General features: G+C 65.1%; 19 protein-coding genes. 14 read left to right on the forward strand and 5 right to left on the reverse strand.

Features of this window, described 5'->3' with window-relative positions:
* Positions 1-11 precede the first annotated feature (11 nt).
* Entirely contained in the window at positions 12-1,967 is a 1,956-nt protein-coding gene (locus KMZ29_RS06365; RefSeq protein ID WP_215622934.1) for a molybdopterin biosynthesis protein, read from the forward strand.
* A gap of 172 nt (positions 1,968-2,139) precedes the next feature.
* On the opposite strand, the gene KMZ29_RS06370 is transcribed toward KMZ29_RS06365, so the two are convergent.
* From KMZ29_RS06370 to fdhD, 3 genes are read right to left on the reverse strand one after another with little or no spacing between them, the layout of a single operon-like run.
* Positions 2,140-2,877, reverse strand: coding sequence for an SDR family NAD(P)-dependent oxidoreductase (locus KMZ29_RS06370; protein WP_369810080.1), 738 nt, complete (start codon positions 2,875-2,877; stop codon positions 2,140-2,142).
* Between the two features lie 25 nt (positions 2,878-2,902).
* Positions 2,903-3,472 carry a molybdenum cofactor guanylyltransferase MobA gene (mobA, locus tag KMZ29_RS06375; RefSeq protein ID WP_249779925.1) on the reverse strand — a complete coding sequence of 190 codons (570 nt, stop codon included), beginning with the start codon at positions 3,470-3,472 and terminating at the stop codon, positions 2,903-2,905.
* Between the two features lie 49 nt (positions 3,473-3,521).
* Positions 3,522-4,412, reverse strand: coding sequence for a formate dehydrogenase accessory sulfurtransferase FdhD (gene fdhD / locus KMZ29_RS06380; protein WP_215606580.1), 891 nt, complete (start codon positions 4,410-4,412; stop codon positions 3,522-3,524).
* A gap of 220 nt (positions 4,413-4,632) precedes the next feature.
* Here fdhD and mobB point away from each other — a divergent pair, with 220 nt between their 5' ends.
* From mobB to fdhF, 6 genes are all read left to right on the forward strand, one after another.
* On the forward strand, positions 4,633-5,160 hold the full coding sequence (gene mobB, locus KMZ29_RS06385) for a molybdopterin-guanine dinucleotide biosynthesis protein B (protein WP_215622936.1): 528 nt from the start codon (positions 4,633-4,635) through the stop codon (positions 5,158-5,160).
* Positions 5,161-5,169: 9 nt separating this feature from the next.
* Positions 5,170-6,426, forward strand: a complete 1,257-nt coding sequence (locus tag KMZ29_RS06390; RefSeq protein ID WP_215622937.1) for a molybdopterin molybdotransferase MoeA — start codon at positions 5,170-5,172, stop codon at positions 6,424-6,426.
* Between the two features lie 60 nt (positions 6,427-6,486).
* Positions 6,487-6,735 (forward strand): sulfurtransferase TusA family protein, encoded by a 249-nt coding sequence (locus KMZ29_RS06395; RefSeq protein WP_215605219.1) that lies wholly within the window; start codon positions 6,487-6,489, stop codon positions 6,733-6,735.
* Positions 6,732-8,387: an OFA family MFS transporter gene (locus tag KMZ29_RS06400; protein WP_215622938.1), complete on the forward strand. Its 1,656-nt coding sequence runs from the start codon at positions 6,732-6,734 to the stop codon at positions 8,385-8,387. Before KMZ29_RS06395 ends, KMZ29_RS06400 begins: the two co-directional genes overlap by 4 nt.
* A gap of 97 nt (positions 8,388-8,484) precedes the next feature.
* Positions 8,485-10,188 (forward strand): NADH-ubiquinone oxidoreductase-F iron-sulfur binding region domain-containing protein, encoded by a 1,704-nt coding sequence (locus KMZ29_RS06405; RefSeq protein ID WP_215622939.1) that lies wholly within the window; start codon positions 8,485-8,487, stop codon positions 10,186-10,188.
* Positions 10,185-12,950 (forward strand): formate dehydrogenase subunit alpha, encoded by a 2,766-nt coding sequence (gene fdhF, locus KMZ29_RS06410; RefSeq protein ID WP_215622940.1) that lies wholly within the window; start codon positions 10,185-10,187, stop codon positions 12,948-12,950. Before KMZ29_RS06405 ends, fdhF begins: the two co-directional genes overlap by 4 nt.
* Before the next feature lie 12 nt (positions 12,951-12,962).
* On the opposite strand, the gene KMZ29_RS06415 is transcribed toward fdhF, so the two are convergent.
* The gene (locus KMZ29_RS06415) at positions 12,963-13,433 is read right to left on the reverse strand and encodes a hypothetical protein (protein ID WP_215622941.1); all 471 of its coding nucleotides are present in this window, start codon (positions 13,431-13,433) and stop codon (positions 12,963-12,965) included.
* Between the two features lie 470 nt (positions 13,434-13,903).
* Between KMZ29_RS06415 and KMZ29_RS06420 the strand changes: the two genes are divergently transcribed.
* The 7 genes from KMZ29_RS06420 (at position 13,904) to KMZ29_RS06450 (ending at position 22,629) form a co-directional block, all read left to right on the forward strand.
* Complete coding sequence (locus tag KMZ29_RS06420) at positions 13,904-13,993, forward strand: K(+)-transporting ATPase subunit F (protein ID WP_215614988.1); 90 nt, start codon at positions 13,904-13,906, stop codon at positions 13,991-13,993.
* A 42-nt stretch (positions 13,994-14,035) separates the two neighbouring features.
* A complete protein-coding gene (gene kdpA / locus KMZ29_RS06425) occupies positions 14,036-15,739 on the forward strand; it encodes a potassium-transporting ATPase subunit KdpA (protein WP_215622942.1) in 1,704 nt (567 codons plus the stop codon).
* 25 nt (positions 15,740-15,764) lie between these two features.
* Positions 15,765-17,885 carry a potassium-transporting ATPase subunit KdpB gene (gene kdpB / locus KMZ29_RS06430; RefSeq protein ID WP_215622943.1) on the forward strand — a complete coding sequence of 707 codons (2,121 nt, stop codon included), beginning with the start codon at positions 15,765-15,767 and terminating at the stop codon, positions 17,883-17,885.
* Between the two features lie 183 nt (positions 17,886-18,068).
* Complete coding sequence (locus KMZ29_RS06435) at positions 18,069-18,701, forward strand: K(+)-transporting ATPase subunit C (RefSeq protein WP_215622944.1); 633 nt, start codon at positions 18,069-18,071, stop codon at positions 18,699-18,701.
* A 16-nt stretch (positions 18,702-18,717) separates the two neighbouring features.
* On the forward strand, positions 18,718-21,441 hold the full coding sequence (locus KMZ29_RS06440) for a DUF4118 domain-containing protein (protein ID WP_215622945.1): 2,724 nt from the start codon (positions 18,718-18,720) through the stop codon (positions 21,439-21,441).
* The gene (locus KMZ29_RS06445) at positions 21,438-22,127 is read left to right on the forward strand and encodes a response regulator (RefSeq protein WP_215622946.1); all 690 of its coding nucleotides are present in this window, start codon (positions 21,438-21,440) and stop codon (positions 22,125-22,127) included. Before KMZ29_RS06440 ends, KMZ29_RS06445 begins: the two co-directional genes overlap by 4 nt.
* A 61-nt stretch (positions 22,128-22,188) precedes the next feature.
* Positions 22,189-22,629, forward strand: coding sequence for a PTS sugar transporter subunit IIA (locus tag KMZ29_RS06450; protein ID WP_215622947.1), 441 nt, complete (start codon positions 22,189-22,191; stop codon positions 22,627-22,629).
* Between the two features lie 590 nt (positions 22,630-23,219).
* Here KMZ29_RS06450 and KMZ29_RS06455 read toward each other — a convergent pair.
* A complete protein-coding gene (locus KMZ29_RS06455) occupies positions 23,220-24,182 on the reverse strand; it encodes an IS110 family RNA-guided transposase (RefSeq protein WP_215620640.1) in 963 nt (320 codons plus the stop codon).
* Positions 24,183-24,633 lie beyond the last annotated feature (451 nt).

A 24,633-nucleotide genomic window follows, 5' to 3' on the forward strand; every position in this document is an offset into this window, starting at 1 on the left:
AGAGCCCCAGTATGAGCAACGCCAAGGCCCCGCTGCCGAACAATCCCGAAGGGATCGATCAGGACCAGTTCCTGACCGTGCTGTCGCGCGAACAGGCGCTGGCTCGTTTCGAGGCGGCGGTGTTTCCACGCCCCGTACCTGCCGAATCACAACTGCTGGCGGACGCGCTCGGCCGTGCGCTGGCAGAGGATGTCGTGGCACCGATCGACGTGCCGCCGTTCGACCGTTCCAATGTCGACGGTTTTGCGGTTCGCTCTGTCGATCTGGCGCTGGCGGGAGAAGCCACTCCCGTTCGCCTGATGCTGAATGACGAAGCAATCGCCTGCGGCACAGTACCTGTGCGGCCGGTGCTGTCGGGTACCGCGACCTCGATCGCGACCGGCGGGCCGGTGCCGCGCGGCGCCGACGCCATCGTCATGGTCGAGCATACCCAGCCCGCGGGCCCGCGCGCGATCGAGATCCGCCGCGCCGCTTCGCCCGGGCAATTCGTGTCCTATGCCGGCTCCGACATCGCGCGCGGCGAAGCCTTGATGCGCGCCGGCACCCTGATCGGTTCGCGCGAGATCGGCATGCTGGCGGCCTGCGGGATTTCGCGGGTGTCGGTCGCGCGGGCGCCTCGCGTCGCTGTGATCTCGACCGGCGACGAGCTGGTGCAGCCGGGAAAGCCGCTGCGCCCGGCCGCGATCTACGACACCAATGGCGCGATCGTCACGGCCGCGGTGAACGAGAACGGCGGCGAGGCGGTGTTCCTCGGCGCCATCGCCGATGACGAGGCACAACTCGAAGCCGCGATGCGCGAGGCGCTTGCGGCCAACGACATGCTGGTGCTTTCCGGCGGCACCTCGAAAGGCGCCGGCGATCTGTCGCATCGCATTATCGCGCGGCTCGGCAAGCCTGGCATCATTGCGCACGGCGTCGCATTGAAACCGGGCAAGCCGCTGTGCCTCGCGGTTTGCGACGGCAAGCCGGTGGTGATCCTGCCGGGATTTCCGACTTCGGCGATGTTCACCTTCCACGACATGATCGTGCCGGTACTGCGCCGCATGGCGGGGCTGCCGCCGCGCTCCGATGCCAGGGTCACCGCCAAAGTCCCGGTGCGGATCGCCTCCGAACTCGGCCGTACCGAATTCGTCATGGTGTCGCTGGTCGAGGGCGATAGCGGCCTGATCGCCTATCCCTCCGGCAAGGGTTCCGGCGCGATCACCTCGTTCGCGCAGGCCGACGGTTTCCTGAAGATCGATGCGCTCGCCGACCAGATGCCGGCCGGCACCGAGGCCGAGGTGACGCTGTTCACGCCGCATGTGCGGGTGCCGGATCTCGTCATCGTCGGCAGCCACTGCACCGGGCTCGATCTCGTCACCGCGCCGCTGGCGCGCGCGGGTCTCGTCGTGCGTTCGATCGCGGTCGGCAGCCTCGGCGGCCTCGCCGCGGCCAAGCGCGGCGAATGCGATTTTGCCCCCATTCATCTGTTCGATGAAAAATCCGAGAGCTACAACACGCCGTATCTCGCCGACGGCCTTGAACTGGTGCCGGGCTGGCGGCGGATGCAGGGCATCGTGTTCCGCAAGGGCGACGAGCGCTTCGAGGAACTGAGCGCGCAAGCCGCGGTGCGCGCGGCGCTGGTCGACCCCGCCTGCATCATGGTCAATCGCAACCAGGGCGCGGGCACGCGCATCCTGATCGACCGGCTGCTCGGTGACATCAGGCCCGACGGCTACTGGAACCAGCCGCGCTCGCACAACGCGGTTGCCGCCGCGGTGGCGCAGAATCGCGCCGACTGGGGCATGACGATTGCGCCGGTCGCCCATGCCGCCGGCCTCGGCTTCATTCCCTTTTCCGAAGAGCATTATGATTTTGCGCTGGTGACGGCGCGCAAGCAGCGCCCGGCGGTGCAGGCGTTCCTGAAGGCGCTGGCGTCGGAAGAAGGCCGCGCCGCGCTGGTGCGCGCGGGATTCCGGCCGGCCTAGCCGTCACTCTCCACACACGTCGTCCCCGCGAACGCGGGGACCCATACGCCGTGGCGGTAGTTGTTGCGGAAGGTGTCTGACGCAGCGCCCTAACGATAGATCACGCGGTATGGATCCCGGCTCGCGCCCGCAAGGCTCGCTTGGCCGGGACGACGAAGAATTGACAACCCGCTCAAATAAACGCCATGCCGCCGTTCAGCACAATCGTCTGTCCGGTCATGTAGTCGTTGCCGAGCACCATCAGCACCGCCTGCGCGACTTCATCGGGTTGCCCGAGTCGGCCGAGCGGGATGCGGGCGGCGAGATCGGAGCGGCCCTTCATCATGTCGGTTTCGATCAGCGACGGCGCCACCGAATTGACGGTGATGCCTTCCTTGACCAGCCGCGCCGCATAGCCGCGCGTCAGCCCTTCCATGCCGGCCTTGGAGGCGTTGTAGTGCACCCCGATCGCGCCGGCGCCGCGCGCGGCCCCCGACGAGATGTTGACGATGCGGCCCCATTTCTTCGCGCGCATCGCCGGCAGCACGGTCTGGGTGCAGAGGAACGCCGACTTCAGGTTGACCGCGATGGTCGCATCGAAGTCGGCCTCGGTCAGGTCATCGATGCCGCGCACGATCGCCATGCCGGCATTGTTGACGAGAATGTCGATCGGGCCCAGCGCGAAGGCAGCGTGATCGACCATCTCGGCGACGGCTGATGCCCGCGATACGTCGGCGGCGACCGCGATCGCGCGGCCGCCCTTGCTCTTGATGCTGGCCGCCACCGCGTCGGCGTCAGCCGCGCGTTCCCGGTAGTTCACCGCGACCGCGGCGCCGGCTTCGGCAAGCGCCATCGCAATCGCCGCGCCGATGCCGCGCGATCCGCCCGTCACCAGCGCGACGCGGCCGTTCAAATCCGGCTTGATGGTCATGATCTCGGTCCCTGCCAGCGGTGAATCAGCCCCCGTCCAGCGCCGCCAGCCGCTCGGCTTCGGCGATGTCGTCCATGGTATTGGCGTTGAAGAAGGGATCGAGCGGCACAATGGGCCACTCCACGGTGGCGAGTTTGTAGCGCGCGGTCCAGCGGTCGATCTTGCGGATGTCTTCGACGACCAGCGCGTGGCGAAGCTCTTCGCGCAAGTCGACGCTCCACAAGCCGATCACCGGATGCGACTGGCCGCCGGAGGCCGCGACCGCGAGCTGCGCGTTCCCCGCGATCCGCGCCGCATGCAACCGCGCGACCAAATCGCGCGGCAGGAACGGGCAGTCAGCGGCGGCGCTCAGCACCCACGCGACCCCGGGCCGGTTGGCCGCGGCCCAGTCGAGCGCCGCCAAAATGCCGGCGAGCGGTCCCGGAAAATCCGCAACGCCGTCGGGCACGACCGGCAGCCCGAAGCCGGCGAACCGTGCCGGATCGCCATTGGCGTTGAGGATCAAGCCATCGCATTGCGGCTTCAATCGCGCGATCACGCGCGCCAGAATGGTGCGGCCGCCGATCTCGCGCATCGGCTTGTCGCCGCCACCCATCCGCCGCGCCAGCCCGCCGGCGAGCAGCACGCCCGGCGTCGCCGGGGTCTTACTCGTCACGTTCGCCGCCCTTGCGCTTGTGGCGCGCGGACTCTTCCTCGACGAAAGCGAGGTTCTGGTCGTAGACGATGCGCTCCTGGCCTGACAGCGCGATGAAGCGTTTGCCGCGCGCGCGGCCGACCAGCGTCAATCCGACCTGCCGCGCCAGGTCGACGCCCCAGGCGGTGAAGCCGGAACGCGAGACCAGGATCGGAATGCCCATCCGCACCGTCTTGATCACCATTTCGGAAGTCAGCCGGCCCGTGGTGTAGAGGATCTTGTCGGCGGGATCGACGCCGTGGCGGAACATCCAGCCCGCGATCTTGTCGACCGCGTTGTGGCGGCCGACATCCTCGGTGTAGCAGACCGGCGTGCCTTCCTTGCAAAGCACGCAGCCATGGATCGCGCCGGCCTCGAGGTAGAGCGAGGGCATGGTGTTGATCGCGTGCGTCATCTGGTAGAGCCAGGAGGTGCGCAGTTCGGCTTGCGGCAGCGCGACGCTTTCCACCGCCTCCATCAGATCGCCGAACGCCGTTCCTTGTGCGCACCCCGAGGTCTGCGTGCGCTTCTTCAATTTCTGTTCGAAATTGGTGTGATGCTCGGTGCGCACCACCACCACCTGCAGGTCGTCGTCATATTCGACCTCGGTGACGACGTCGTCGTATTTCAGCATGTTCTGATTGAGCAGATAGCCGAGCGCCAGATATTCCGGATAATCGCCGATCGTCATCATGGTGACGATTTCCTGCGCGTTCAGGTACAGCGTCAGCGCCCGCTCGACGGGTACGTTGATCTCGACCGCGGCCCCGGTCTGGTCGGTCCCGGCGACGCGCTCGGTCAGCCGCGGGTCGTGCGGGTCGGGGACGATCAGGGGGACAGGGGCCTTGTCGATCTTCATCATGGTCCGGGAGGCTAGCATGACATTCGCTGCTAGCCGATATAAAGCATCTTAGGATATGAACGAAATGCGGCCAATGTCGTCATTGCGAGCCAACGGGTCGCGCGAATGCGCGCCCGATGACAGGCTCCGCGAAGCAATCCATAGCCAGCCAAGGAAGTATGGATTGCTTCGTCGCCTTGCTCCTCGCAATGACGATGGGATGCGGGTTCCGGAGAGTAAGATGAAAGTGATTGGGCTCGCCGGGTGGAGCGGCGCCGGCAAGACGACGCTGTTGAGCCGCGTCATCCCCCATCTGCTCGGCCAGGGCCTGCTTGTTTCCGTCATCAAGCATGCCCACCACAGTTTCGATGTGGATACTCCGGGCAAGGATTCCTGGGTGCACCGGCAGTCGGGCGCGACGGAAGTGCTGGTGTCCTCCGGCAAGCGCTGGGCCCTGATGCATGAATTGCGGGGGGCCTCCGAGCCCCGGCTGCCGGAATTGCTAGCCAAACTGTCGCAGGTCGATCTGGTCGTGGTCGAGGGTTTCAAGTCCGAGCCGCATCGCAAGATCGAGGTGCATCGCGCCGCCAACGGCAAGCCGTTGCTGTTTCCCGACGATCCCGGCATTGCCGGCATCGCCGCCGATGCGGCGGTGGAAACCACGCTGCCGGTAGTCCATCTCGATGACATCCCGGCCATTGCCGCTATGATGCAGGGGTCCGCGATACCGATCGAGGATGTGCTGGCGCGCAGCGCCGGCAGAACCTGAGAAGGCGAGATGGCGCAGTTATCCGACGATTGCTTTGCCTTCGGCGGGCCGATGATGTCGGTCGATGAGGCCGTCGGGATCATCGCCGCGCGGGTCACGGCGGTGCACGACACCGAGACCGTTGCGCTCGCGCAAGCCGACGGGCGGATACTCGCTTGCGACATTGCGGCGCCGCTGCCGCTGCCGCCGTTCACCAACTCCGCCGTCGACGGCTACGCGGTGCGCGGCCGCGATCTGCCGCAAGCCGGGGAGCAGGCGTTTGCCGTGACCGGCCGCATCCAGGCCGGCGCCTCCGCCGGGAACGCGATTCCACCGGGCCATGCCATCAGGATTTTCACCGGCGCGCCGATGCCCGATGGCGCCGATACCGTGTTCATGCAGGAAGATGTGCGGATCGACGACGCGGGCAGGGTGGTGCTGCCGGCCGGCCTGAAACCCGGCGCCAATGTGCGCCCCGCCGGCGAAGACATCGCTTTGGGTTTTGCCGCGCTCAAGGCGGGCCGGCGGCTGCGGCCGCAGGATGTCGCGCTCGCCGCTGCGTTCGGCCTGACCCAGATCGATGTGATGAGGCGCATCCGCGTCGCGGTGTTTTCGACCGGCAACGAAATCGTTTCGCCGGGAATGCCGCGCGCGCCATCGCAGCTGTTCGATTCCAACCGCTTCATGCTGATGGCGATGCTGGCGCGGCTTGGCTGCGATGTCGGCGATCTCGGCATCATCAGGGACGATCGCGCCTCGCTGGCCGACGGCCTGAAGAAGGTGGCCGGCACCCACGACCTGATCCTGACCACCGGCGGGGTTTCGACCGGCGACGAGGATCACGTCAAGGCCAGCGTCGAAAGCGCGGGCTCGCTGGTCTTGTGGCGGATGGCGATCAAGCCCGGCCGTCCGGTCGCGATGGGGATTATCGGCGGCACGCCGTTCATCGGGCTGCCGGGAAATCCGGTGGCGAGTTTCGTCACCTTCGTCCATGTGGTGCGGCCGACTATTCTGGCGCTGGCCGGCGCCGCGCAAGCGCCGCTGGTTCCGATGCCGGTGCGCGCCGCCTTCACCTACAAGAAGAAGGCCGGCCGCCGTGAATATGTCCGGGTGAGCTTGCGCAAGGGCGACAATGGCGTGCTCGAAGCGGCAAAGTTTCCGCGCGAAGGCGCGGGACTGCTGTCGTCGCTGGTCGACACCGACGGACTGGTCGAACTCGGCGAAGAGATCACGCAGGTTCAGCCGGGCCAGACCGTCGGCTTTCTCAGTTATGCAAGCCTGATCTGAATCTCGGCTGGCCCGGCGTTGTCCGTTGACGATGTGACCTCGCTTCGCCATGTTCGCCCCATGACACAGACAACACTCGACCTCACCGGCCTAAAATGTCCGCTGCCCGCCTTGAAGACGCGCAAGGCGCTGAAGACGCTTAAGCCGGGCGACCTCCTGGAAGTTCTTTGCACCGATCCCCTGTCGGTGATCGATATCCCCAATCTGATCCGGGAAACCGGCGACAAGGTCGAGATCACCGAGCGCGCCGAACGGCGCATCGTGTTTCTGATCGAGAAGACCGATAGCGCCGGGGCGCAGGCTGGATGAGCGTGAGCCAGGCCGAGCAGGTGGGCGCGCTGCCCGGCGTCGGCATTCTCGATCGCGAGCGGACGATTGCGATCGCCGGCTTCAACCGCTGGCTGGTGCCGCCCGCGGCGCTCTGCATCCATCTCTGCATCGGCATGGCCTATGGCTTCAGCGTGTTCTGGCTGCCGCTGTCGCGTGCCCTCGGCGTGGACGCGCCGAAGTCCTGCCCGGATATGTCGCTGATGCAGGAGCTGTTCACGACGACCTGCGACTGGCGCGTCGCCAGCATGGGCTGGATGTACACGCTGTTCTTCGTGCTGCTTGGGGTCTCCGCTGCGATCTGGGGCGGCTGGCTCGAACGCTCCGGCCCGCGCAAGGCCGGCTTCGTCGCCGCTTTGTGCTGGGTTGGCGGCCTCTTGATCGGCGCTCTCGGCATCTACCTGCATCAGCTCTGGCTGTTGTGGCTTGGCTCCGGCGTGATCGGCGGCATCGGCCTCGGCATCGGCTACATCTCCCCGGTGTCCACTTTGGTGAAGTGGTTTCCCGATCGCCGCGGCATGGCCACCGGCATGGCGATCATGGGTTTCGGCGGCGGCGCCATGATCGGGGCGCCGCTCGCCGACCTCCTGATGAATTATTTCAGGACCCCGGCCTCGGTCGGCGCCTGGGAAACCTTCGTCGCCATGGCGGCGATCTATTTCTGTTTCATGACGATCGGCGCGTTCCGCTATCGCATTCCGCCGCCCGGCTGGCGTCCTGACGGCTGGACGCCGCCGCACCAGGACAATGCGATGATCTCGCAGTACAACGTCCACCTCAACGACGCGCACAAGACCAGGCAGTTCTGGATGGTCTGGATCGTGCTGTGCATGAACGTGTCGGCCGGCATCGGCGTGATCGGCATGGCCTCGCCGATGTTGCAGGAGATCTTCGCAGGCTCCCTGATCGACCAGCCCGGCGTCAGCTTCAACGCCCTCTCGACCGAGCAGAAGGCAGCCATCGCGGTGATCGCGGCCGGTTTCACCGGCCTGTTGTCGCTGTTCAACATCGGCGGCCGGTTCTTCTGGGCGTCGCTGTCGGACTATATCGGCCGCAAGAATACCTATTACGCGTTCTTCCTGCTCGGCATCGCGCTTTACGCGCTGGCGCCGACCTTCGCCAGTATGGGCTCGATACTGCTGTTCGTCGCCGCCTTCTGCATCATCCTGTCGATGTATGGCGGCGGCTTCGCCACGGTGCCGGCCTATCTCGCCGATATGTTCGGCACCCAGTTCGTCGGTGCGATTCATGGTCGGGTGCTGACGGCGTGGTCGACCGCCGGCATCATCGGTCCCGTCGTGGTGAACTATATCCGCGAGGCGCAGCTTGCCGCCGGCGTGCCGCGCGATCACCTCTACAACACCACCATGTACATCCTGTGCGCGATGCTGATCGTCGGCCTAGTCTGCAACTATTTGATCAAGCCGGTCGACGCCAAATGGCACATGAGCGCCGAGGCAGTCGCCAGGCTGCAGGCGGCGAGTGCGAAGAGCGCGGCGGCGGCGCAGCCCGGCTCGTTCGGCATAGGCAAAGGCGGGCTCGACGTTGAAGCCGCGCTGTTCTGGGCCTTGGTCGGGGTTCCGCTGGCGTGGGGTGTGTGGAAAACCTTGGAAAGCGCGGTCAAGATCTTCTGATCGGGCGCGAAGCTCGGAATGGCGCTCTTTTTCCTTGGCATGTGGTATGCCACGAATTAGGATTGCCACCGGGGGAAACCGGGAATGAGATGTTTCAATGAGTCATGACGTCCAGACAGTGCGCTCGTTCGAACATCCCGGCGCGGGACGAAAACGGGCCAAATCGACCCCCAAGGGCCGCCAGGTCGATCCCCAAGCCGCTGAAGAGATTGCGCTTTTGCTAGGCGACCGGCCGCGCCGGCGCGACCTGTTGATCGAGCATCTGCACCTCATCCAGGACCAATATCGCAAGGTTTCTGCAGCGCATCTGGCAGCGCTGGCCGACGAGATGAAGCTGTCGTTTGCAGAGGTGTTCGAGACCGCGACTTTCTACGCGCATTTCGACGTGGTGAAGGAGGGCGAGCCGGATATCGCGCCGCTGACCATCCGGGTCTGCGATTCCCTGACCTGCGCCATGCTGGGCGCGGAAAAACTGCTGCATGAGCTGGAGACATCGGCCGGCCCCGGCATTCGCGTGGTGCGCGCGCCCTGCGTCGGCCGCTGCGACACCGCGCCCGCGGCCGAAGTCGGCCACCACTTCGTCGATCACGCCGATGCTGCGAAAGTGCTGGCAGCGGCCAAGGCCGGCGACACCCACGCGCATCTGCCGAAATATGTCGACTACGATGCCTATCTCGGCGGCGGCGGCTACCAGCTGCTCAAGCGTTTGCGCTCGGGCGAACTGGCCAAAGAGGATTTGCTGAAGGTGCTCGACGACGCGTCCTTGCGCGGGCTCGGCGGCGCGGGCTTCCCCACGGGGCGGAAATGGCGCGCGGTGCTGGGCGAACCCGGGCCGCGGCTGATGGCGATCAACGGCGACGAGGGCGAGCCCGGCACCTTCAAGGACCGCTACTACCTCGAGACCGACCCGCATCGCTTCATCGAGGGCATGCTGATCGGCGCGCATGTCGTCGAGGCCTCCGAGGTCTACATCTATATCCGCGACGAATACCCGGCCTCGCGCGAAATCCTGACGCGCGAGATCGCAAGGCTGCCGCCAGGCGGCCCCAAGCTGCACATGCGGCGCGGCGCCGGCGCTTACATCTGCGGCGAGGAATCCTCGCTGTTGGAGAGCATCGAGGGCAAGCGCGGCCTGCCGCGGCACAAGCCGCCATATCCGTTCCAGGTCGGCCTGTTCGGCTTGCCGACGCTGATCAACAATGTCGAGACGCTGTGGTGGGTGCGCGACATCGTCGAGCAGGGCGCCGAGTGGTGGAAGGGCCACGGCCGCCATGACCGCCAGGGCCTGCGCAGCTTCTCGGTGTCGGGGCGGGTGAAGAATCCCGGCATGAAGCTCGCACCGGCCGGCATCACCGTGCGCGAGCTGATCGACGAATATTGCGGCGGCATGGCCGACGGCCACACCTTCCGCGCCTACCTGCCGGGCGGCGCATCCGGCGGCATCCTGCCGGCCTCGATGGGCGATATTCCGCTCGATTTCGGCACCTTGGAAAAATACGGCTGCTTCATTGGTTCCGCCGCGGTCATGATCCTGTCCGATCGGGACAGCGTGAAGGGCGCGGCGCTGAACCTGATGCGCTTCTTCGAGGACGAGAGTTGCGGCCAGTGCACGCCCTGCCGTGTCGGCACCCAGAAGGCGGCGCTGTTGATGCAGAAGCCGGTGTGGAACCGTGAACTGCTCGACGAATTGAGCCAGGCGATGCGCGATGCATCGATCTGCGGCCTCGGCCAGGCGGCCTCGAATCCGCTCACCACGGTCATTAAATACTTCCCCGACGAGTTCAAGGAAGCGGCGGAATGATGAAGATTCAGTTCGAACTCGACGGCCAGCAGGTCGAAGCCGTCAACGGCGAGACCATCTGGCAGGTGGCAAAGCGCCAGGGCCGCGAGATTCCGCATCTCTGTTATTCGCCGGAGCCGGACTACCGCCCCGACGGCAATTGCCGCGCCTGCATGGTCGAGATCGAGGGCGAGCGGGTGCTGGCGGCTTCCTGCAAGCGCACGCCGAGCGTCGGCATGAAGGTGAAATCGGCGAGCCCGCGCGCCGTCTCGGCGCAGAAGATGGTGATGGAGCTCTTGGTCGCCGACCAGCCGGCGCGTGCAACCTCGCACGATCCCGATTCGAAATTCTGGCACTGGGCTGAAAAAACCGGCGTCACCGAAAGCCGCTTTCCCGCGGCGGAGCGCTGGGAAGGCGACGCCAGCCATCCGGCGATGCGCGTCAATCTCGACGCCTGCATCCAGTGCGGCTTGTGCGTGCGCGCCTGCCGCGAGGTCCAGGTCAACGACGTGATCGGCATGGCCTATCGCAGCCATGAATCCAAGATCGTGTTCGACTTCGACGATCCGATGGGGGAATCGACCTGCGTCGCCTGCGGCGAATGCGTGCAGGCCTGTCCGACCGGTGCGCTGATGCCCGCGGTGATGCTCGACGAGAACCAGACCCGCGTCACCTATGCCGACAGGAAGGTCGATTCGCTGTGCCCGTTCTGCGGCGTCGGCTGTCAGATGACCTACCAGGTCAAGGACGAGAAGGTCATTTACGCCGAGGGCCGCGACGGCCCGGCCAATCACAACCGGCTCTGCGTCAAGGGCCGTTTTGGATTTGACTACATCCACCACCCGCATCGCCTGACCAAGCCGCTGGTGCGGCTGCCGAATGCAAAGAAGGACGCCAACGACCAGGTTGATCCGGCCAATCCCTTCACCCATTTCCGCGAAGCGTCCTGGGAAGAGGCGCTTGATCTCGCCGCCAACGGCCTCGTCAGGATTCGCGACGGCAAGGGCGTCAAGGCGCTGGCCGGTTTCGGCTCTGCCAAAGGGTCCAACGAGGAAGCCTATCTGTTCCAGAAGCTGGTGCGCACCGGCTTCGGCTCCAACAATGTCGATCACTGTACGCGGCTGTGCCACGCCTCCTCGGTGGCGGCCTTGATGGAGGGCCTTAACTCCGGCGCGGTGTCGGCGCCGTTTGCGGCGGCCATGGACGCCGAAGTCATCATCGTGATCGGCGCCAATCCGACCGTGAACCACCCGGTCGCCGCGACCTACATCAAGAACGCGGCCAAGCGCGGAGCCAGGCTGATCGTGATGGATCCGCGCCGCCAGACGCTGTCGCGCCACGCCTGCAAGCACCTTCAGTTCAAGCCCGGCAGCGACGTCGCGATGCTGAATGCGATGCTCAACACCATCATCAGCGAAGGCCTGACCGACGAACAATATATCGTCGGCTATACCGAAGGCTTCGATGAGCTGAAGGAGCGCATCAAGGAATTCACGCCGGAGAAGATGGAGCCGATCTGCGGCATTCCAGCCGAGACCTTGCGCGAAGTGGCGCGGATGTATGCGCGCTCGCGCGCTTCCCTCATCTTCTGGGGCATGGGCATCAGCCAGCATGTGCACGGCACCGACAATTCGCGCTGCCTGATCGCGCTGGCGCTGATCACCGGCCAGATCGGCCGTCCGGGCACCGGCCTGCATCCGCTGCGCGGCCAGAACAACGTGCAGGGCGCTTCCGACGCCGGCCTGATCCCGATGTTCCTGCCGGATTACCAGCCGGTCGGCCGCACCGACCTGCGCGAACCGTTCGAAAGGCTCTGGCACCAGGACCTCGATCCCGTGCGAGGGCTGACCGTGGTCGAGATCATGAACGCGATACATGCCGGCGAAATCACCGGCATGTATATTGAGGGCGAAAACCCGGCGATGTCCGACCCGGATCTGCAGCACGCCCGCGGAGCGCTGGCCAGGCTCGATCATCTTGTGGTGCAGGATCTGTTCGTCACCGAAACCGCGTTTCATGCCGACGTGATCCTGCCGGCCTCGGCGTTCGCCGAGAAATCCGGCACCTTCACCAACACCGACCGTCGCGTGCAACTGGCGCGCGAGGTGGTCAAGTCGCCGGGCGACGCGCGGCAGGATCTCTGGATCATCCAGGAGATCGCCAAGCGCATGGGACTGCCCTGGAACTATGCCGGCCCGGCCGACGTCTTCACCGAAATGACGGAGGTGATGCCGTCGCTGCGCAACATCAGCTGGGAGCGGCTGGTGCGCGAGGGTGCGGTGACCTATCCGGCCGACGACCCCGACAAGCCCGGCAACGAGATCATCTTCACCACCGGGTTCCCGACCGCGAGCGGCCGCGGCAGGATCGTGCCGGCGAATGTCTCGCCGCCGGACGAGTTGCCGGACGGCGAATATCCGATGGTGCTCTCCACGGGGCGCGTGCTCGAACACTGGCACACCGGCTCGATGACGCGGCGCTCCCAGGTGCTCGACCAGATCGAGCCGGAGGCGGTGGCATTCATGTCGCCGAAGGACATGCGGAAGCTGCAGGTCTGGCCGGGCGACAAGGTGCGTCTGCAAACCCGGCGCGGCGCCGTCGAGGTCAAGGTGCGCTCCGACCGTGACGTGCCGGAGAACATGGTGTTCATGCCGTTCTGCTACGCGGAGGCCGCCGCCAACCTGTTGACCAACCCCGCGCTCGATCCGTTCGGCAAGATTCCCGAATTCAAGTTCTGCGCGGTCAAGGCCGAGCGCGCCGAGGTTCGCGCCGCGGCGGAGTAGACGCGCCGGTCCCTAGGCGAAATTTTCGCAGCCGGCCGGCTCGTAGAACGCGTCGGCGTTGCGCGGCACGGTGGGGACGCTGGTCCGGCTCGCCGGCGGCGCATTGATGCGTTGGGCGTCGGCATACGCGCTGAGGATCGCCAGCGGCAAATCCACATGACGGGCCTCGATCGACTGGTCGAGCCATTCCGGCAGTTCGCGCTGACGCGACAGCGCGCAATGCCACTCGCCCTCGTCATAGGCGATGCGGCGAACTTGCCATTGCGGCATTTCCAGATCGATCAACGCCAGCGCCACCTCGGTCCAGGCTTCCGAGCCGATCAGGCGTTCGATCCGCGCGGTCTTTTCGCTCTGGCCGGCGGACGGAAAGCGCCGGCAGGTTTCGCCGATCAGATCCGACAGGAGTTTTGCCGTCACGGCATGCGCCTCGCGCAGCCGATCATGGATCCCGGCGGGTTGCTGACGTCCTGAAAGGGCAAGCATGGCGGTATCTCGCTTCAAGCGCGGCCGCGACCGGCCGCTCCCGCAAGATGGTCAAGACGCCATTTGAAAACGAGGTGGGGCGGGGACCGGAGAAATAGGGATTTCATAAGTGTATCCGCGTCGTCCCGGCGAACGCCGGGACCCATACGCCGCGGCTTATCGGTGACGCGAGCTGGGAGACACCTTCAATCAACAGCAAGCGGCTGTGGTTGTGGGTCCCTGCTTTCGCAGGGACGACCCGTGATCTTTATGAGATTCCTATAACCTCGCCCCAACTCCCGTCTCGAAAACCTATGCGCCGGGTGGCACCTCAGCCCCGACATCGCGAAGGCCGCGTCCCGGTCCCGCGGATCACTGCGCACAGGAGCACCTCATGCTGGACATCGTCATGCTGGCCCTCGGCCTCGGCCTGTTCGCGGTGGGCATAGGCTGCGCCTATGCCTGCGAACGGCTTTAGGGGGAGAACGATCATGATCTTCGACTATTCACTCGCCGCCATCGTCTCCGCCGGGCTGCTGTTTTACCTGACCTACGCCCTGCTGCGGCCCGAGCGGTTCTGACTGCTTCGCGCGCCGATCCCGCACATCTAAAGGCATACGACCATGACCGTCATTGGCTGGATTCAAATCATTCTGTACTGCGCCATCGTCGTCGCGCTCGCAAAGCCGCTCGGCTGGTACATGACGCGCGTCTTCAACGGCGAGCGCACTTTCCTGTCCCCAATCCTGCGCCCGGTCGAGGCCGGACTTTACTGGATCGGCGGTGTCGACGAGAAGCGCGAGCAGCACTGGCTGACCTACACGGTCGCGATGCTGCTGTTCCATGTCGGCGGCTTCCTGATCCTTTATGCGTTGATGCGCCTGCAGGCGGTGTTGCCGTTCAACCCGCAGGAGCAATCCGCGGTCGCCGCGGATCTGTCGTTCAACACCGCCATCAGCTTCATCACCAACACCAACTGGCAGAACTACGGCGGCGAAAGCGCGATGTCCTACCTCGTGCAGATGCTGGGGCTCACCCACCAGAATTTCCTGTCGGCGGCGACCGGCATCGCGCTGGCGATCGCGCTGGTGCGCGGCTTTGCCCGTTCCTCGATGCGCACCATCGGTAACTTCTGGGTCGATGTGACCCGCGCCACGCTGTACGTCATGTTGCCGATCTGCGTCGTCTACACGCTGTTCCTGGTCTGGCAAGGCATGCCGCAGACGCTAGGGGCCTACGTCGATGCCACGACGCTGGAAGGCGCCAAGCAGACTATTGCGGTTGGACCTGTCGCCTCGCAGATCGCGCCCAAAATGCTCGGCACCAATGGCGGCGGCTTCTTCAATGTCAACGCCGCGCATCCGTTCGAGAACCCGACCGCGCTGTCGAACTTCGTCCAGATGCTTTCGATCTTCCTGATCGGCGCAGCCCTGACCAACGTGTTCGGCCGCATGGTCGGCAACCAGCGCCAGGGTTGGGCGATCCTGGCCGTGATGGGCGTGCTGTTCATATCGGGCGTGGCCGTCACCTATTGGGCGGAAGCGGGCGGCACCACCGCGCTCAGCTCGCTCGGGCTGACCGGCGGCAACATGGAAGGCAAGGAGGTTCGCTTCGGCATCGTCGCGTCCTCGCTGTTCGCCGTCATCACTACGGCGGCCTCCTGCGGCGCCGTCAACGCCATGCATGACTCGTTCACCGCGCTCGGCGGCATGGTCCCGCTGATCAACATGCAGCTCGGCGAAATCATCGTCGGCGGCGTCGGCGCCGGCCTCTACGGCATGCTGCTGTTCGTCGTGCTGGCGATCTTCGTCGCCGGCCTGATGGTCGGCCGCACCCCGGAATATGTCGGCAAGAAGATCGAGGCGCGCGAAGTCAAGATGGCGATGCTCGCCATCCTGGTGCTGCCGCTGATGTATCTGGGCTGGACCTCGGTGGCTGTGGTGTTTCCGCCGGCCGTCGCGTCAATGGCCAATGCCGGTCCGCACGGCTTTACCGAGGTGCTCTATGCCTACACTTCGGCGACCGGCAATAACGGCTCGGCCTTCGGCGGGCTGACCGGCAACACCTTCTTCTACAACCTGACCCTGGCGAGTGCGATGTTCGTCGGCCGGTTCTTCATGATCATCCCGGCAATGGCGCTGGCGGGATCGCTGGCCGCCAAGAAGTCGATTCCGCCGTCGGCCGGCACGCTGCCGACCACCGGCGGGCTGTTCGTCGGCCTCGTCGTCGGCGTGATCCTGATCATCGGCGGTCTCACCTTCTTTCCGGCGCTGGCGCTCGGCCCGATCGTCGAGCATCTCGCCGGCAACGCCAACACCTTGTTCTGATCGAACTCATTTCGGAGTTACGTCCATGGAAGTCGTTCATAAATTGAACAAGCGGATGCCGGTGTCGGCGATGCTCGATCCGAAGATCGTGATGCCCGCCATAGGCGCGGCGGTGACAAAACTCGATCCGCGGCTGATGATCAAGAACCCCGTGATGTTCGTCGTCGAGGTCGTCGCCGCGCTCACCACGGTGATCTTCCTGCGCGACCTCGTGACCGGCGGCGCCAACCTCGCCTTCACTTTCCAGATCATCCTGTGGCTGTGGTTCACGGTGCTGTTCGCCAATTTCGCCGAGGCCGTCGCCGAAGGCCGCGGCAAGGCCCAGGCCGAGTCGCTGAAGAAGACCCGCACCGAGAGCCAGGCCAAGCTCGTGACCGGTTCCGACAAGACCTATCGTCTGGTCCCCGGCACCAGCCTGAAGGTCGGCGACATCGTTCTGGTCGAGGCCGGCGACAATATTCCCTCCGATGGCGAAGTGATCGAGGGCGTTGCCTCGGTCAACGAGGCCGCGATAACAGGCGAATCCGCGCCGGTGATCCGCGAGTCCGGCGGCGACCGCTCGGCGGTCACCGGCGGCACCCAGGTATTGAGCGACTGGATCCGCGTCCGCATCACCGCGGCGCAGGGATCGACCTTCATCGATCGCATGATCAAGCTGGTCGAAGGCGCCGAGCGGCAGAAAACACCGAACGAGATCGCGCTTAATATCCTGCTCGCGGGCCTGTCCATTATCTTCATATTCGCGACGGTTACGATCCCGAGTTATGCGGCCTATGCCGGCGGTTCAGTGTCGGTGGTGGTGCTGGTGGCGCTGTTCGTCACACTGATTCCGACCACCATCGGCGCGCTGCTGTCGGCGATCGGCATCGCCGGCATGGACCGGCTGGTGCGCTTCAATGTGCTGGCGATGTCCGGCCGCGCGGTCGAGGCCGCCGGCGACGTCGATACCCTGTTGCTCGACAAGACCGGCACCATCACGCTCGGCAACCGCCAGGCCACGGCATTCCGCCCGGTGCGCGGCGTGACCGAGCAGGAACTCGCCGACGCGGCCCAGCTCGCCTCGCTGGCGGACGAGACCCCGGAAGGGCGCTCGATCGTCGTGCTGGCCAAGGAGAAATACGGCATTCGCGGCCGCGACATGGCGGAACTGAACGCGACGTTCATTCCGTTCACGGCGCAAACCCGCATGAGCGGCGTCGATGCCGGCGCATCCGCGGTCCGCAAGGGCGCGGTCGATGCCATCCTGAACTACGTCACCGGTGGAAGCGGAACGCATACGATTGCGGCTGGAAACACCGTGCGGTCGCTTCAGTCCGCCGCGAATTCCGATGTCGCCCGCGAGATCCAGGCTATTTCGGATGAGATCGCCAAGTCTGGCGGCACCCCGCTGGCGGTCGCCAAGGACGGCCGTCTGCTCGGCGTCGTCCAGCTCAAGGACATCGTCAAGGGCGGCATCCGCGAGCGCTTCGCCGAACTGCGCCGCATGGGCATCCGCACCATTATGATCACCGGCGACAACCCGATGACGGCGGCGGCGATTGCGGCGGAAGCCGGCGTCGACGATTTCCTGGCGCAGGCGACGCCCGAGGACAAGCTGAAGCTGATCCGCGACGAGCAGGCGAAGGGCAAGCTGGTCGCGATGTGCGGCGACGGCACCAATGACGCGCCCGCGCTGGCGCAGGCCGACGTCGGCGTCGCCATGAACACCGGCACCCAGGCCGCCCGCGAGGCCGGCAACATGGTCGATCTCGACTCCAACCCGACAAAACTGATCGAGGTGGTCGAAATCGGCAAGCAGCTGCTGATGACCCGGGGCGCGCTCACCACGTTCTCGATCGCCAACGACGTGGCGAAGTATTTCGCCATCATCCCGGCGATCTTCCTGACGTTCTACCCGCAGCTCGATGCGCTCAACATCATGCATCTGGCGAGCCCGCAGAGCGCCATCCTGTCGGCGATCATCTTCAATGCGCTGATCATCATCGCGTTGATTCCGCTGGCCTTGAAAGGCGTGGGGTATCGCGCCATCGGCGCCGGCGCGCTGTTGCGCCGCAACCTGATGATCTACGGCCTCGGCGGCATCATCATTCCCTTCATCGGCATCAAGGCGATCGACCTCATTGTCGCCGCCTTGCACCTGGCCTGAAACCAACCGTCATTGCGAGCGCAGCGAAGCGATCCACAGACGGTCATTCCGGGGCGATGCAAAGCATCGAACCCGGAATCTCGAGATTCCGGGTCTGGTGCTAACGCACCATCCCGGAATGACGGAGTCAAAATTGCTTCGTCGCTGCGCTCGCAATGACGGAATGTTCCAAGGAGAAACATCATGCTTCGAGAAATCCGCCCCGCCATCCTGATCCTCGTCCTGCTGACGCTGATCACGGGCCTCGCCTATCCGCTCGCCATGACCGCCATTGCCGGCGTGCTGTTTCCGAAGCAGGCGCAAGGCAGCCTGATCGAGAAGGACGGCAAGGTGATCGGATCCGCCCTGATCGGGCAGGAATTCAAGGACGACAAATACTTCCATGGCCGGCCGTCGGCGACCTCGGCCCCGGATCCGGCCGATTCGACCAAGACCATTTCGGCGCCGTATAATGCGGCGAACTCCGCCGGCTCCAACCTTGGCCCGACCAGCAAGGCGCTGAACGACCGGATCAAGGAGGACGTCGAGAAGCTGAAGGCCGAAAACCCCTCGGCCTCCGTCCCGGTTGATCTCGTCACCACCTCGGGCAGCGGCCTCGATCCCGATATCTCGCCGGAAGCTGCCCTGTTCCAGGTGCCGCGCGTCGCCAAGGCCCGCAACATGCCGGAAGAGCTGGTTCGCCAGCTGGTGATCGCAAATACCCAGGGCCGCTTCGCCGGATTGCTGGGCGAACCGCGCGTCAATGTGCTGGCGCTGAATCTGGTTTTGGATCGCGCGGCGTCGAAGGAGCATGCGCCTAGGCTGGACCTGAAGTGAGGACTATAATGGAATAATGGCTCAGCAGCGCCGCGATCCCGAACAACGTCCCTCGCCGGAGGCCCTGCTGGAAGCGGCCCGGCGGGAGGAAAGCCGCGCCGGCCGGCTTAAGATCTTCGTCGGCGCGGCTCCCGGCGTCGGCAAGACCTATGAGATGCTGCAGAGCGCGCACGCCAAGCGCAAGGGCGGCGTCGATGTCGTGGTCGGCGTGGTCGAGACCCACGGCCGGGCGGAGACGGAAGCGTTGCTGCACGGGCTCGAGGTCCTGCCGCGCAAGCGGATCGAGTACAAGGATCAGCTCATCGAGGAGATGGACCTCGACGCGCTGATCGCACGCCGCCCCGGAATCGCGCTGGTCGACGAACTCGCCCACACCAACGCGCCCGGCAGCCGCCACCCCAAACGCTACCTCGACGTCGAGGAGCTGCTCTCCCGCGGCATCGACGTCTATACCGCGGTCAATATCCAGCACATCGAAAGCCTCAACGACGTGGTCGCCCAGATCACGCATGTGCGGGTGCGCGAGACCGTGCCGGATTCGGTGTTCGACCGCGCCGATGCGATCGAGCTGATCGATCTCACGCCTGACGACCTGATCCAGCGGCTGAAGGAGGGCAAGGTCTACGTTCCCAAGCAGGCCGAGCGCGCGCTGGAGCATTATTTCTCGCCCGGCAATCTGACCGCGCTGCGCGAGCTGGCGCTGCGGCGGACCGCCGAGCGCGTCGACGAGCAGCTATTGACCCACATGCAGGCCAACGCCATCGCCGGCCCCTGGGCGGCCGGCGAGCGCATCCTGGTCTGCATCAGCGAGGATCCGCGCGCCGCAGGGCTGGTGCGCTACACCAGGCGGCTGGCGGATCGCCTGCACGCGCCCTGGACCGCGCTCAGTATCGAGACCCGCCGCAGCCTGCAACTGACCGACGAGCAGCGGGACCGGCTGGCCGACACGCTGCGGCTGGCGGAAGCGCTGGGCGGCGAGGCGCTCACCATTCCCGGCGTCGGGCGCCGGATCGCCGACGACATCATCGGCTTCGCGCAGGCCAATAACGTCACCCAGATCATCATCGGGAAGTCGATGCGTTCCTGGTGGTTCGAGATGAGGCGCGGCTCGGTGGTGCACGATCTGGTGCGGCGCGCCGGCAATATCAGTATCAACGTGATCGCCGGCGAGGAGCTCGCGGCGGAGCCGGTTCCAAAGAAGACGGTGCGCACGGCCGAACGGCAGGAGCCGTTCGATCCCGTTCCCTATGCGATATCGCTGCTGCTGGTTGCCGCGGCGCTTGGCGCCGGCCTGCTGATCCATCCGTGGATGGGCATCGAAAACGTCGACCTCGTGTTCCTGACGGCGGTGGTCGCAGCCGCTGTGCGTTACGGCCTGCTGCCATCGGTGTTGGCGAGCATCGTCGCATCGCTCTGCTACAACTTCTTCTTTCTGCCGCCGATCTACACCTTCACGATCACCGACCCGACCAACGTCGCGGCCTTCTTCTTCTTTATGCTGATCGCGATCGTGGTTTCCAATGTGGCGGCGCGGGTGCGCACCCAGGCCGTCTCCGCGATCGGCAGGGTGCGGACCACGGAATCGCTCTATGCCTTCAGCCGCAAGCTCGCCGGCACCGCGACGCTGGACGACGTGTTGTGGGCGACCGCCTATCAGACCGCCTTGATGCTGAAGGTACGGGTGGTCCTGTTGTTGCCGGAGGACGGCGTCATCACGGTCAAGGCGGGCTATCCGCCGGAGGATCAGCTCGACCAGGCCGATCTCGCCGCCGCCAACTGGGCGTGGGGCAACGACCGCGCGGCCGGGCGCGGCGCGGATACGCTGCCGGGTGCCAAGCGCCTGTTCCTGCCGATGCGGACCGGACGCGGGCCGATCGGCGTCATCGGCATCGACGACGACAAGACCGGGCCGCTGCTGACGCCGGATCAGCGCCGTCTGCTCGATGCGCTGATGGATCAGGGCGCGCTCGCGATCGAGCGGGTGCAACTGGTGGAGGACATGGACCGGGTCAAGCGTACCGTGGAGTCGGACCGGCTGCGCTCGGCGTTGTTGACCTCGATCTCGCACGATCTCAAGACGCCGCTGGCGTCGGTGCTCGGCGCCGCCTCGACGATGCGGGATCTCGCCAGCGGGCTGAGCGAATCGGAAAATCGCGACCTGCTGGCGACCGTGATCGACGAATCCGAGCGGCTCAACCGCTTCATCGCCAATCTGCTCGACATGACCAAGCTGGAATCCGGCGCCATCGTGCCGAACACCGCGCCGCACGATATCGGCGAAATCGTCGGCAGCGTGTTGCGGCGCGCCAGCAAGATTCTCGCCCGTCACAAGGTTTCGCTGCAGCTCGCCGCCGATCTGCCGATGCTGCAACTCGACGCGGTGCTGTTCGAGCAGGTGCTGTTCAATCTCTTGGACAACGCGGCAAAATATTCCCCTGCCGACACCACGATCTCGATCAGGAGTTTTCTCGACGAGGATTGGGTGTCGTTGCAAATCCTCGACGAGGGCGAGGGCATTCCGCCGGCGGAGCTGGAGATGATCTTCGACAAGTTCTATCGCGCGCAAAAGGGCGATCATGTCCGCCCCGGCACCGGCCTCGGGCTTGCGATCTCGCGCGGCTTCGTCGAGGCCATGCATGGCACGATCCTGGCCGCCAACCGCACCGACCGCAGCGGCGCCGTGCTGACGATCCGGCTGCCGATACCCGCTGCATCAAAAGCGCTGGACACCGCCGCATGAACGCCACGCCTATCAAGGTCCTGGTCATCGACGACGAGCCGCCGATCCGTAAACTGCTGCGCATGGGACTGAGCACCCAGGGCTACGAGATCCTGGAGGCGTCCAATGGCAAGAACGCGCTGGAATTGCTGGAGCAGAATCCGGCGCTCATCGTCCTCGATCTCGGCCTGCCCGACATCCAGGGCCATGAACTGCTGCGCATGATCCGCGGCCTCAACGACAGCGTTCCGATCGTGGTGCTGTCGAGCCGCGGCGACGAGGCGGGCAAGGTCCAGGCGCTCGATCTCGGCGCCGACGACTATCTGACCAAACCGTTCGGGATGGACGAACTGCTGGCCCGTATGCGCGCGGCGTTGCGGCATCAGTTGCAGGTCCATGGCGAGCGCCCGGTGTTTCGCTCGGGCGATCTCTCGGTCGACCTGGTGCGCCGTATCGTCAAGGTCGGCGAGCGCGATGTCAAGCTGTCGCCGAAGGAGTACGAATTGCTGCGCGTGCTGGTGCAGCACGCCGGCAAGGTCCTGACCCACCGCTTTCTCTTGAAGGAGCTGTGGGACGAACTGACCGACGCGCAATATTTGCGGGTCTATGTGCGCCAGCTCCGGCAGAAGATCGAGGCCGATCCGGAGCGCCCGCAATTCGTCCTGACCGAGACCGGGATCGGCTACCGGCTGCGCGCGCCGGACTAGATCCGCCCCTCCCGGCCGGAGGCCCGATCGACTGTTGACCATACGTGCTCCTGGAGCGCCCATGAAGATTTCCGATATGCTGTCGCCAACCGACGTCCTGATCGACGTCCGTGGCTCGAACAAGCGGCTGTTGTTGCAGGAATTCGCGGCCAAGGCCGCCGACAGCCTCGGCCTGCGCGTCGACCAGGTAGCGCCCTACCTGCTCAAGCGCGAAGAATTGGGCTCGACCGGGATCGGCCGCGGCGTCGCCATCCCGCACGCCCGGCTACCAGATCTGCAGCGCCCCTTTGGGCTGCTGGCGAGGTTGAAAGCGCCGGTCGAATTCGACGCCATCGACGGGCAGGCGGTGGACATCGTGTTCGTGCTGCTGTCGCCGGCCGCCGCGGAAAGCGGACAGATCGGGCCGCTCGCATTGGTGGCGCGGACGTTGAGGCCGCCGGAGAATCTTGCCCGCTTGCGCGCCGCCATGAATACGACCGAGCTTTATGCGGCGGTCGCCTGAGCACTGCGCGCCCGATGATAGGGTCCGCGACGAAGCGATCGAGTGCGCGAGGCAGGCGATTTGCCCGACGGGTTGTTTTTCAGGAGGCGTGTCCAGCCCCCTTCGCAAAAATATTCTGCTTCGCGATTTGGTAGAAACACCATTACTGATTCGCCCATCCTGTTCCGATGAGGGGCGTATCATGATCGTCACGAACGTAGGGGCGGGATGCGGTGGACGCGGCAGCGTCGGGCGCGCAAGTGATCGTAGGGCGGGTTCAAATCCGTGAGCGATGAAACGGCGCGCTGACGAACGATGCTGAAGCGTACGGTGAAGCCGTGTGGTCCTGACGCCTCTGGGTTGGCGTCAAGTCCGGCGGAGGCATGCCGGCCCGACCGGGTGCAGGCACGCCATATCCGCTTGGCGACGGTGACAAACAAATCCTGATCACCGGGGAGCAACTGTATTTTACGTAGACCTGTGATCGGCCGGCCTCAAGGCTGGCGCTGCGCGCCACCGCCTTCGGCGGCTGACGGCCTTGACCCCGTCCGCTCACCGGTCTTTTGGCTTTGCATGCGCTCGGTCCTGGACCGAGCGCAGGGTTCGCTCGATCAGCTGACCGCGTAGCGTTTGGCGTCCCACTTCTGGCGCCGCTCGATCATGATGTTGAGAATGCTGATCAGCTTGCGCATGCAGGCAGTGAGCGCCACCTTCTTCAGTTTTCCCTTCGCCACCAGGCGGTCGTAAAAGGCCTTCAACACTGGATTGTGCTGTGTCGCCGCCCCAAGGCAGGCCATATAGAACATGTTGCGGGTCCGGCGCCGTCCGCCCTTGATGTGCCGTTCGCCTCGACGTCGGCCACTGTCGTCATCGTAAGGAGCTACACCCAACAAGGAGGCCACGATCTTGTTGTTGGCCTGGCCCAGCTCCGGCATGGCGGCAATGAGCGCAGCAGAGGTGACACGGCCGAGTCCCGGAACGCTTTCGATGATCTCGGCGAGTTCGGTAAAACGCGGCGTGGCCTGGATCATGGCTGAGATCTCAGCCTCGATCTTGACCAACTCGACGGCGATCGTCTTCGATATCCGGGCGTGAATCCGCTGCACCGCAGCCGGTAACGCATGCTCGCCCTGGCTTGCCAGCTTGGTTTGCATATCCTTCAGTGCCTGGCGCGCATTGACCATCTGGTGAAGCTGCTCGCACGTCGCATCGTAGGCCTGGCCCCGAGCTTCGTCGAAGGTCTCGGCGAACCAGGCAATCATCTCGGCATCGATCGTGTCATTCTTGGCGAGCCGCCCGGCCGATTGAGCGAAGCTGCGAACCCGCTTCGGATCGACGATCCGAACCTCGATCCGGGCGTCACGCAGCACCTTGGCCCACTCGCGCTCGTAGCCGCCGCTCGCCTCCATCACCGCCTTGCCGACCTTCTTCCGGCGGAGCCACGAGGCCAACTCGCGCCGGCCCTCCGCCGTGTTTGCGAACGTGCGCCTCAACGACAGCGAACGAATGCAACCATCCACCTTGTCTTTAGCGACATCGATCCCCGCGACAACGAGATCATTTTGTGCCATCATCCAGCTCCCTTCCTTGCTCGGTCCGGGCTCTAAGCCCATGCAACTGTTCGGGTTGAGGAAGACACCGGATCTGTCCCACGCTCCCCGGCAGGCTCTAACGGCCTTCGAGCACGAACGGGCTCAGATCCAGCGACGGGCGGTTGGTGAGAACCGCCCGTTCGCACATTCTGGCAGATTTTGCGGACACAAGAGCGCGGAGTAAGCCGTAAAACCATTGCGCAGGGAAGGCCGGATTGCCTCCGCTGAACCTGTATGCTCGTGTGCGTCTTTCTATGTGCATCTTGCACACGAGACCGCGGGTGCAGCGCGCACCCGGCTTTCCCTGCGCCCTCTGAATGGAGGGGGCGGAAAATTCCAGCAAACCTCGGGCATTTCAGGCCGCGAGATCGCGAAGCCGTGTTTGTGGTCGTTCGAAAGCCTGAATCCTCTTTCGTCGTCCCCGCGAACGCAG

The sequence above is a fragment of the Bradyrhizobium sediminis genome (assembly GCF_018736085.1).
Lineage (GTDB): Bacteria > Pseudomonadota > Alphaproteobacteria > Rhizobiales > Xanthobacteraceae > Bradyrhizobium > Bradyrhizobium sediminis.

Excerpts from the sequence above, each read along its gene's own strand:
- fdhD (WP_215606580.1), bottom strand. The coding sequence starts at position 4,412 with ATGATGAAGATCGACAAGGCCCCTGTCCCCCTGATCGTCCCCGACCCG.
- KMZ29_RS06370 (WP_369810080.1), bottom strand. The coding sequence starts at position 2,877 with ATGACCATCAAGCCGGATTTGAACGGCCGCGTCGCGCTGGTGACGGGC.
- KMZ29_RS06395 (WP_215605219.1), top strand. The coding sequence starts at position 6,487 with ATGACACAGACAACACTCGACCTCACCGGCCTAAAATGTCCGCTGCCC.
- mobB (WP_215622936.1), top strand. The coding sequence starts at position 4,633 with ATGAAAGTGATTGGGCTCGCCGGGTGGAGCGGCGCCGGCAAGACGACG.
- KMZ29_RS06455 (WP_215620640.1), bottom strand. The coding sequence starts at position 24,182 with ATGATGGCACAAAATGATCTCGTTGTCGCGGGGATCGATGTCGCTAAA.
- KMZ29_RS06400 (WP_215622938.1), top strand. The coding sequence starts at position 6,732 with ATGAGCGTGAGCCAGGCCGAGCAGGTGGGCGCGCTGCCCGGCGTCGGC.
- KMZ29_RS06365 (WP_215622934.1), top strand. The coding sequence starts at position 12 with ATGAGCAACGCCAAGGCCCCGCTGCCGAACAATCCCGAAGGGATCGAT.
- kdpB (WP_215622943.1), top strand. The coding sequence starts at position 15,765 with ATGGAAGTCGTTCATAAATTGAACAAGCGGATGCCGGTGTCGGCGATG.
- kdpA (WP_215622942.1), top strand. The coding sequence starts at position 14,036 with ATGACCGTCATTGGCTGGATTCAAATCATTCTGTACTGCGCCATCGTC.
- KMZ29_RS06420 (WP_215614988.1), top strand. The coding sequence starts at position 13,904 with ATGATCTTCGACTATTCACTCGCCGCCATCGTCTCCGCCGGGCTGCTG.
- KMZ29_RS06450 (WP_215622947.1), top strand. The coding sequence starts at position 22,189 with ATGAAGATTTCCGATATGCTGTCGCCAACCGACGTCCTGATCGACGTC.
- KMZ29_RS06440 (WP_215622945.1), top strand. The coding sequence starts at position 18,718 with ATGGCTCAGCAGCGCCGCGATCCCGAACAACGTCCCTCGCCGGAGGCC.
- KMZ29_RS06445 (WP_215622946.1), top strand. The coding sequence starts at position 21,438 with ATGAACGCCACGCCTATCAAGGTCCTGGTCATCGACGACGAGCCGCCG.
- mobA (WP_249779925.1), bottom strand. The coding sequence starts at position 3,472 with ATGGGTGGCGGCGACAAGCCGATGCGCGAGATCGGCGGCCGCACCATT.
- KMZ29_RS06390 (WP_215622937.1), top strand. The coding sequence starts at position 5,170 with ATGGCGCAGTTATCCGACGATTGCTTTGCCTTCGGCGGGCCGATGATG.
- KMZ29_RS06415 (WP_215622941.1), bottom strand. The coding sequence starts at position 13,433 with ATGCTTGCCCTTTCAGGACGTCAGCAACCCGCCGGGATCCATGATCGG.
- fdhF (WP_215622940.1), top strand. The coding sequence starts at position 10,185 with ATGATGAAGATTCAGTTCGAACTCGACGGCCAGCAGGTCGAAGCCGTC.
- KMZ29_RS06405 (WP_215622939.1), top strand. The coding sequence starts at position 8,485 with ATGAGTCATGACGTCCAGACAGTGCGCTCGTTCGAACATCCCGGCGCG.
- KMZ29_RS06435 (WP_215622944.1), top strand. The coding sequence starts at position 18,069 with ATGCTTCGAGAAATCCGCCCCGCCATCCTGATCCTCGTCCTGCTGACG.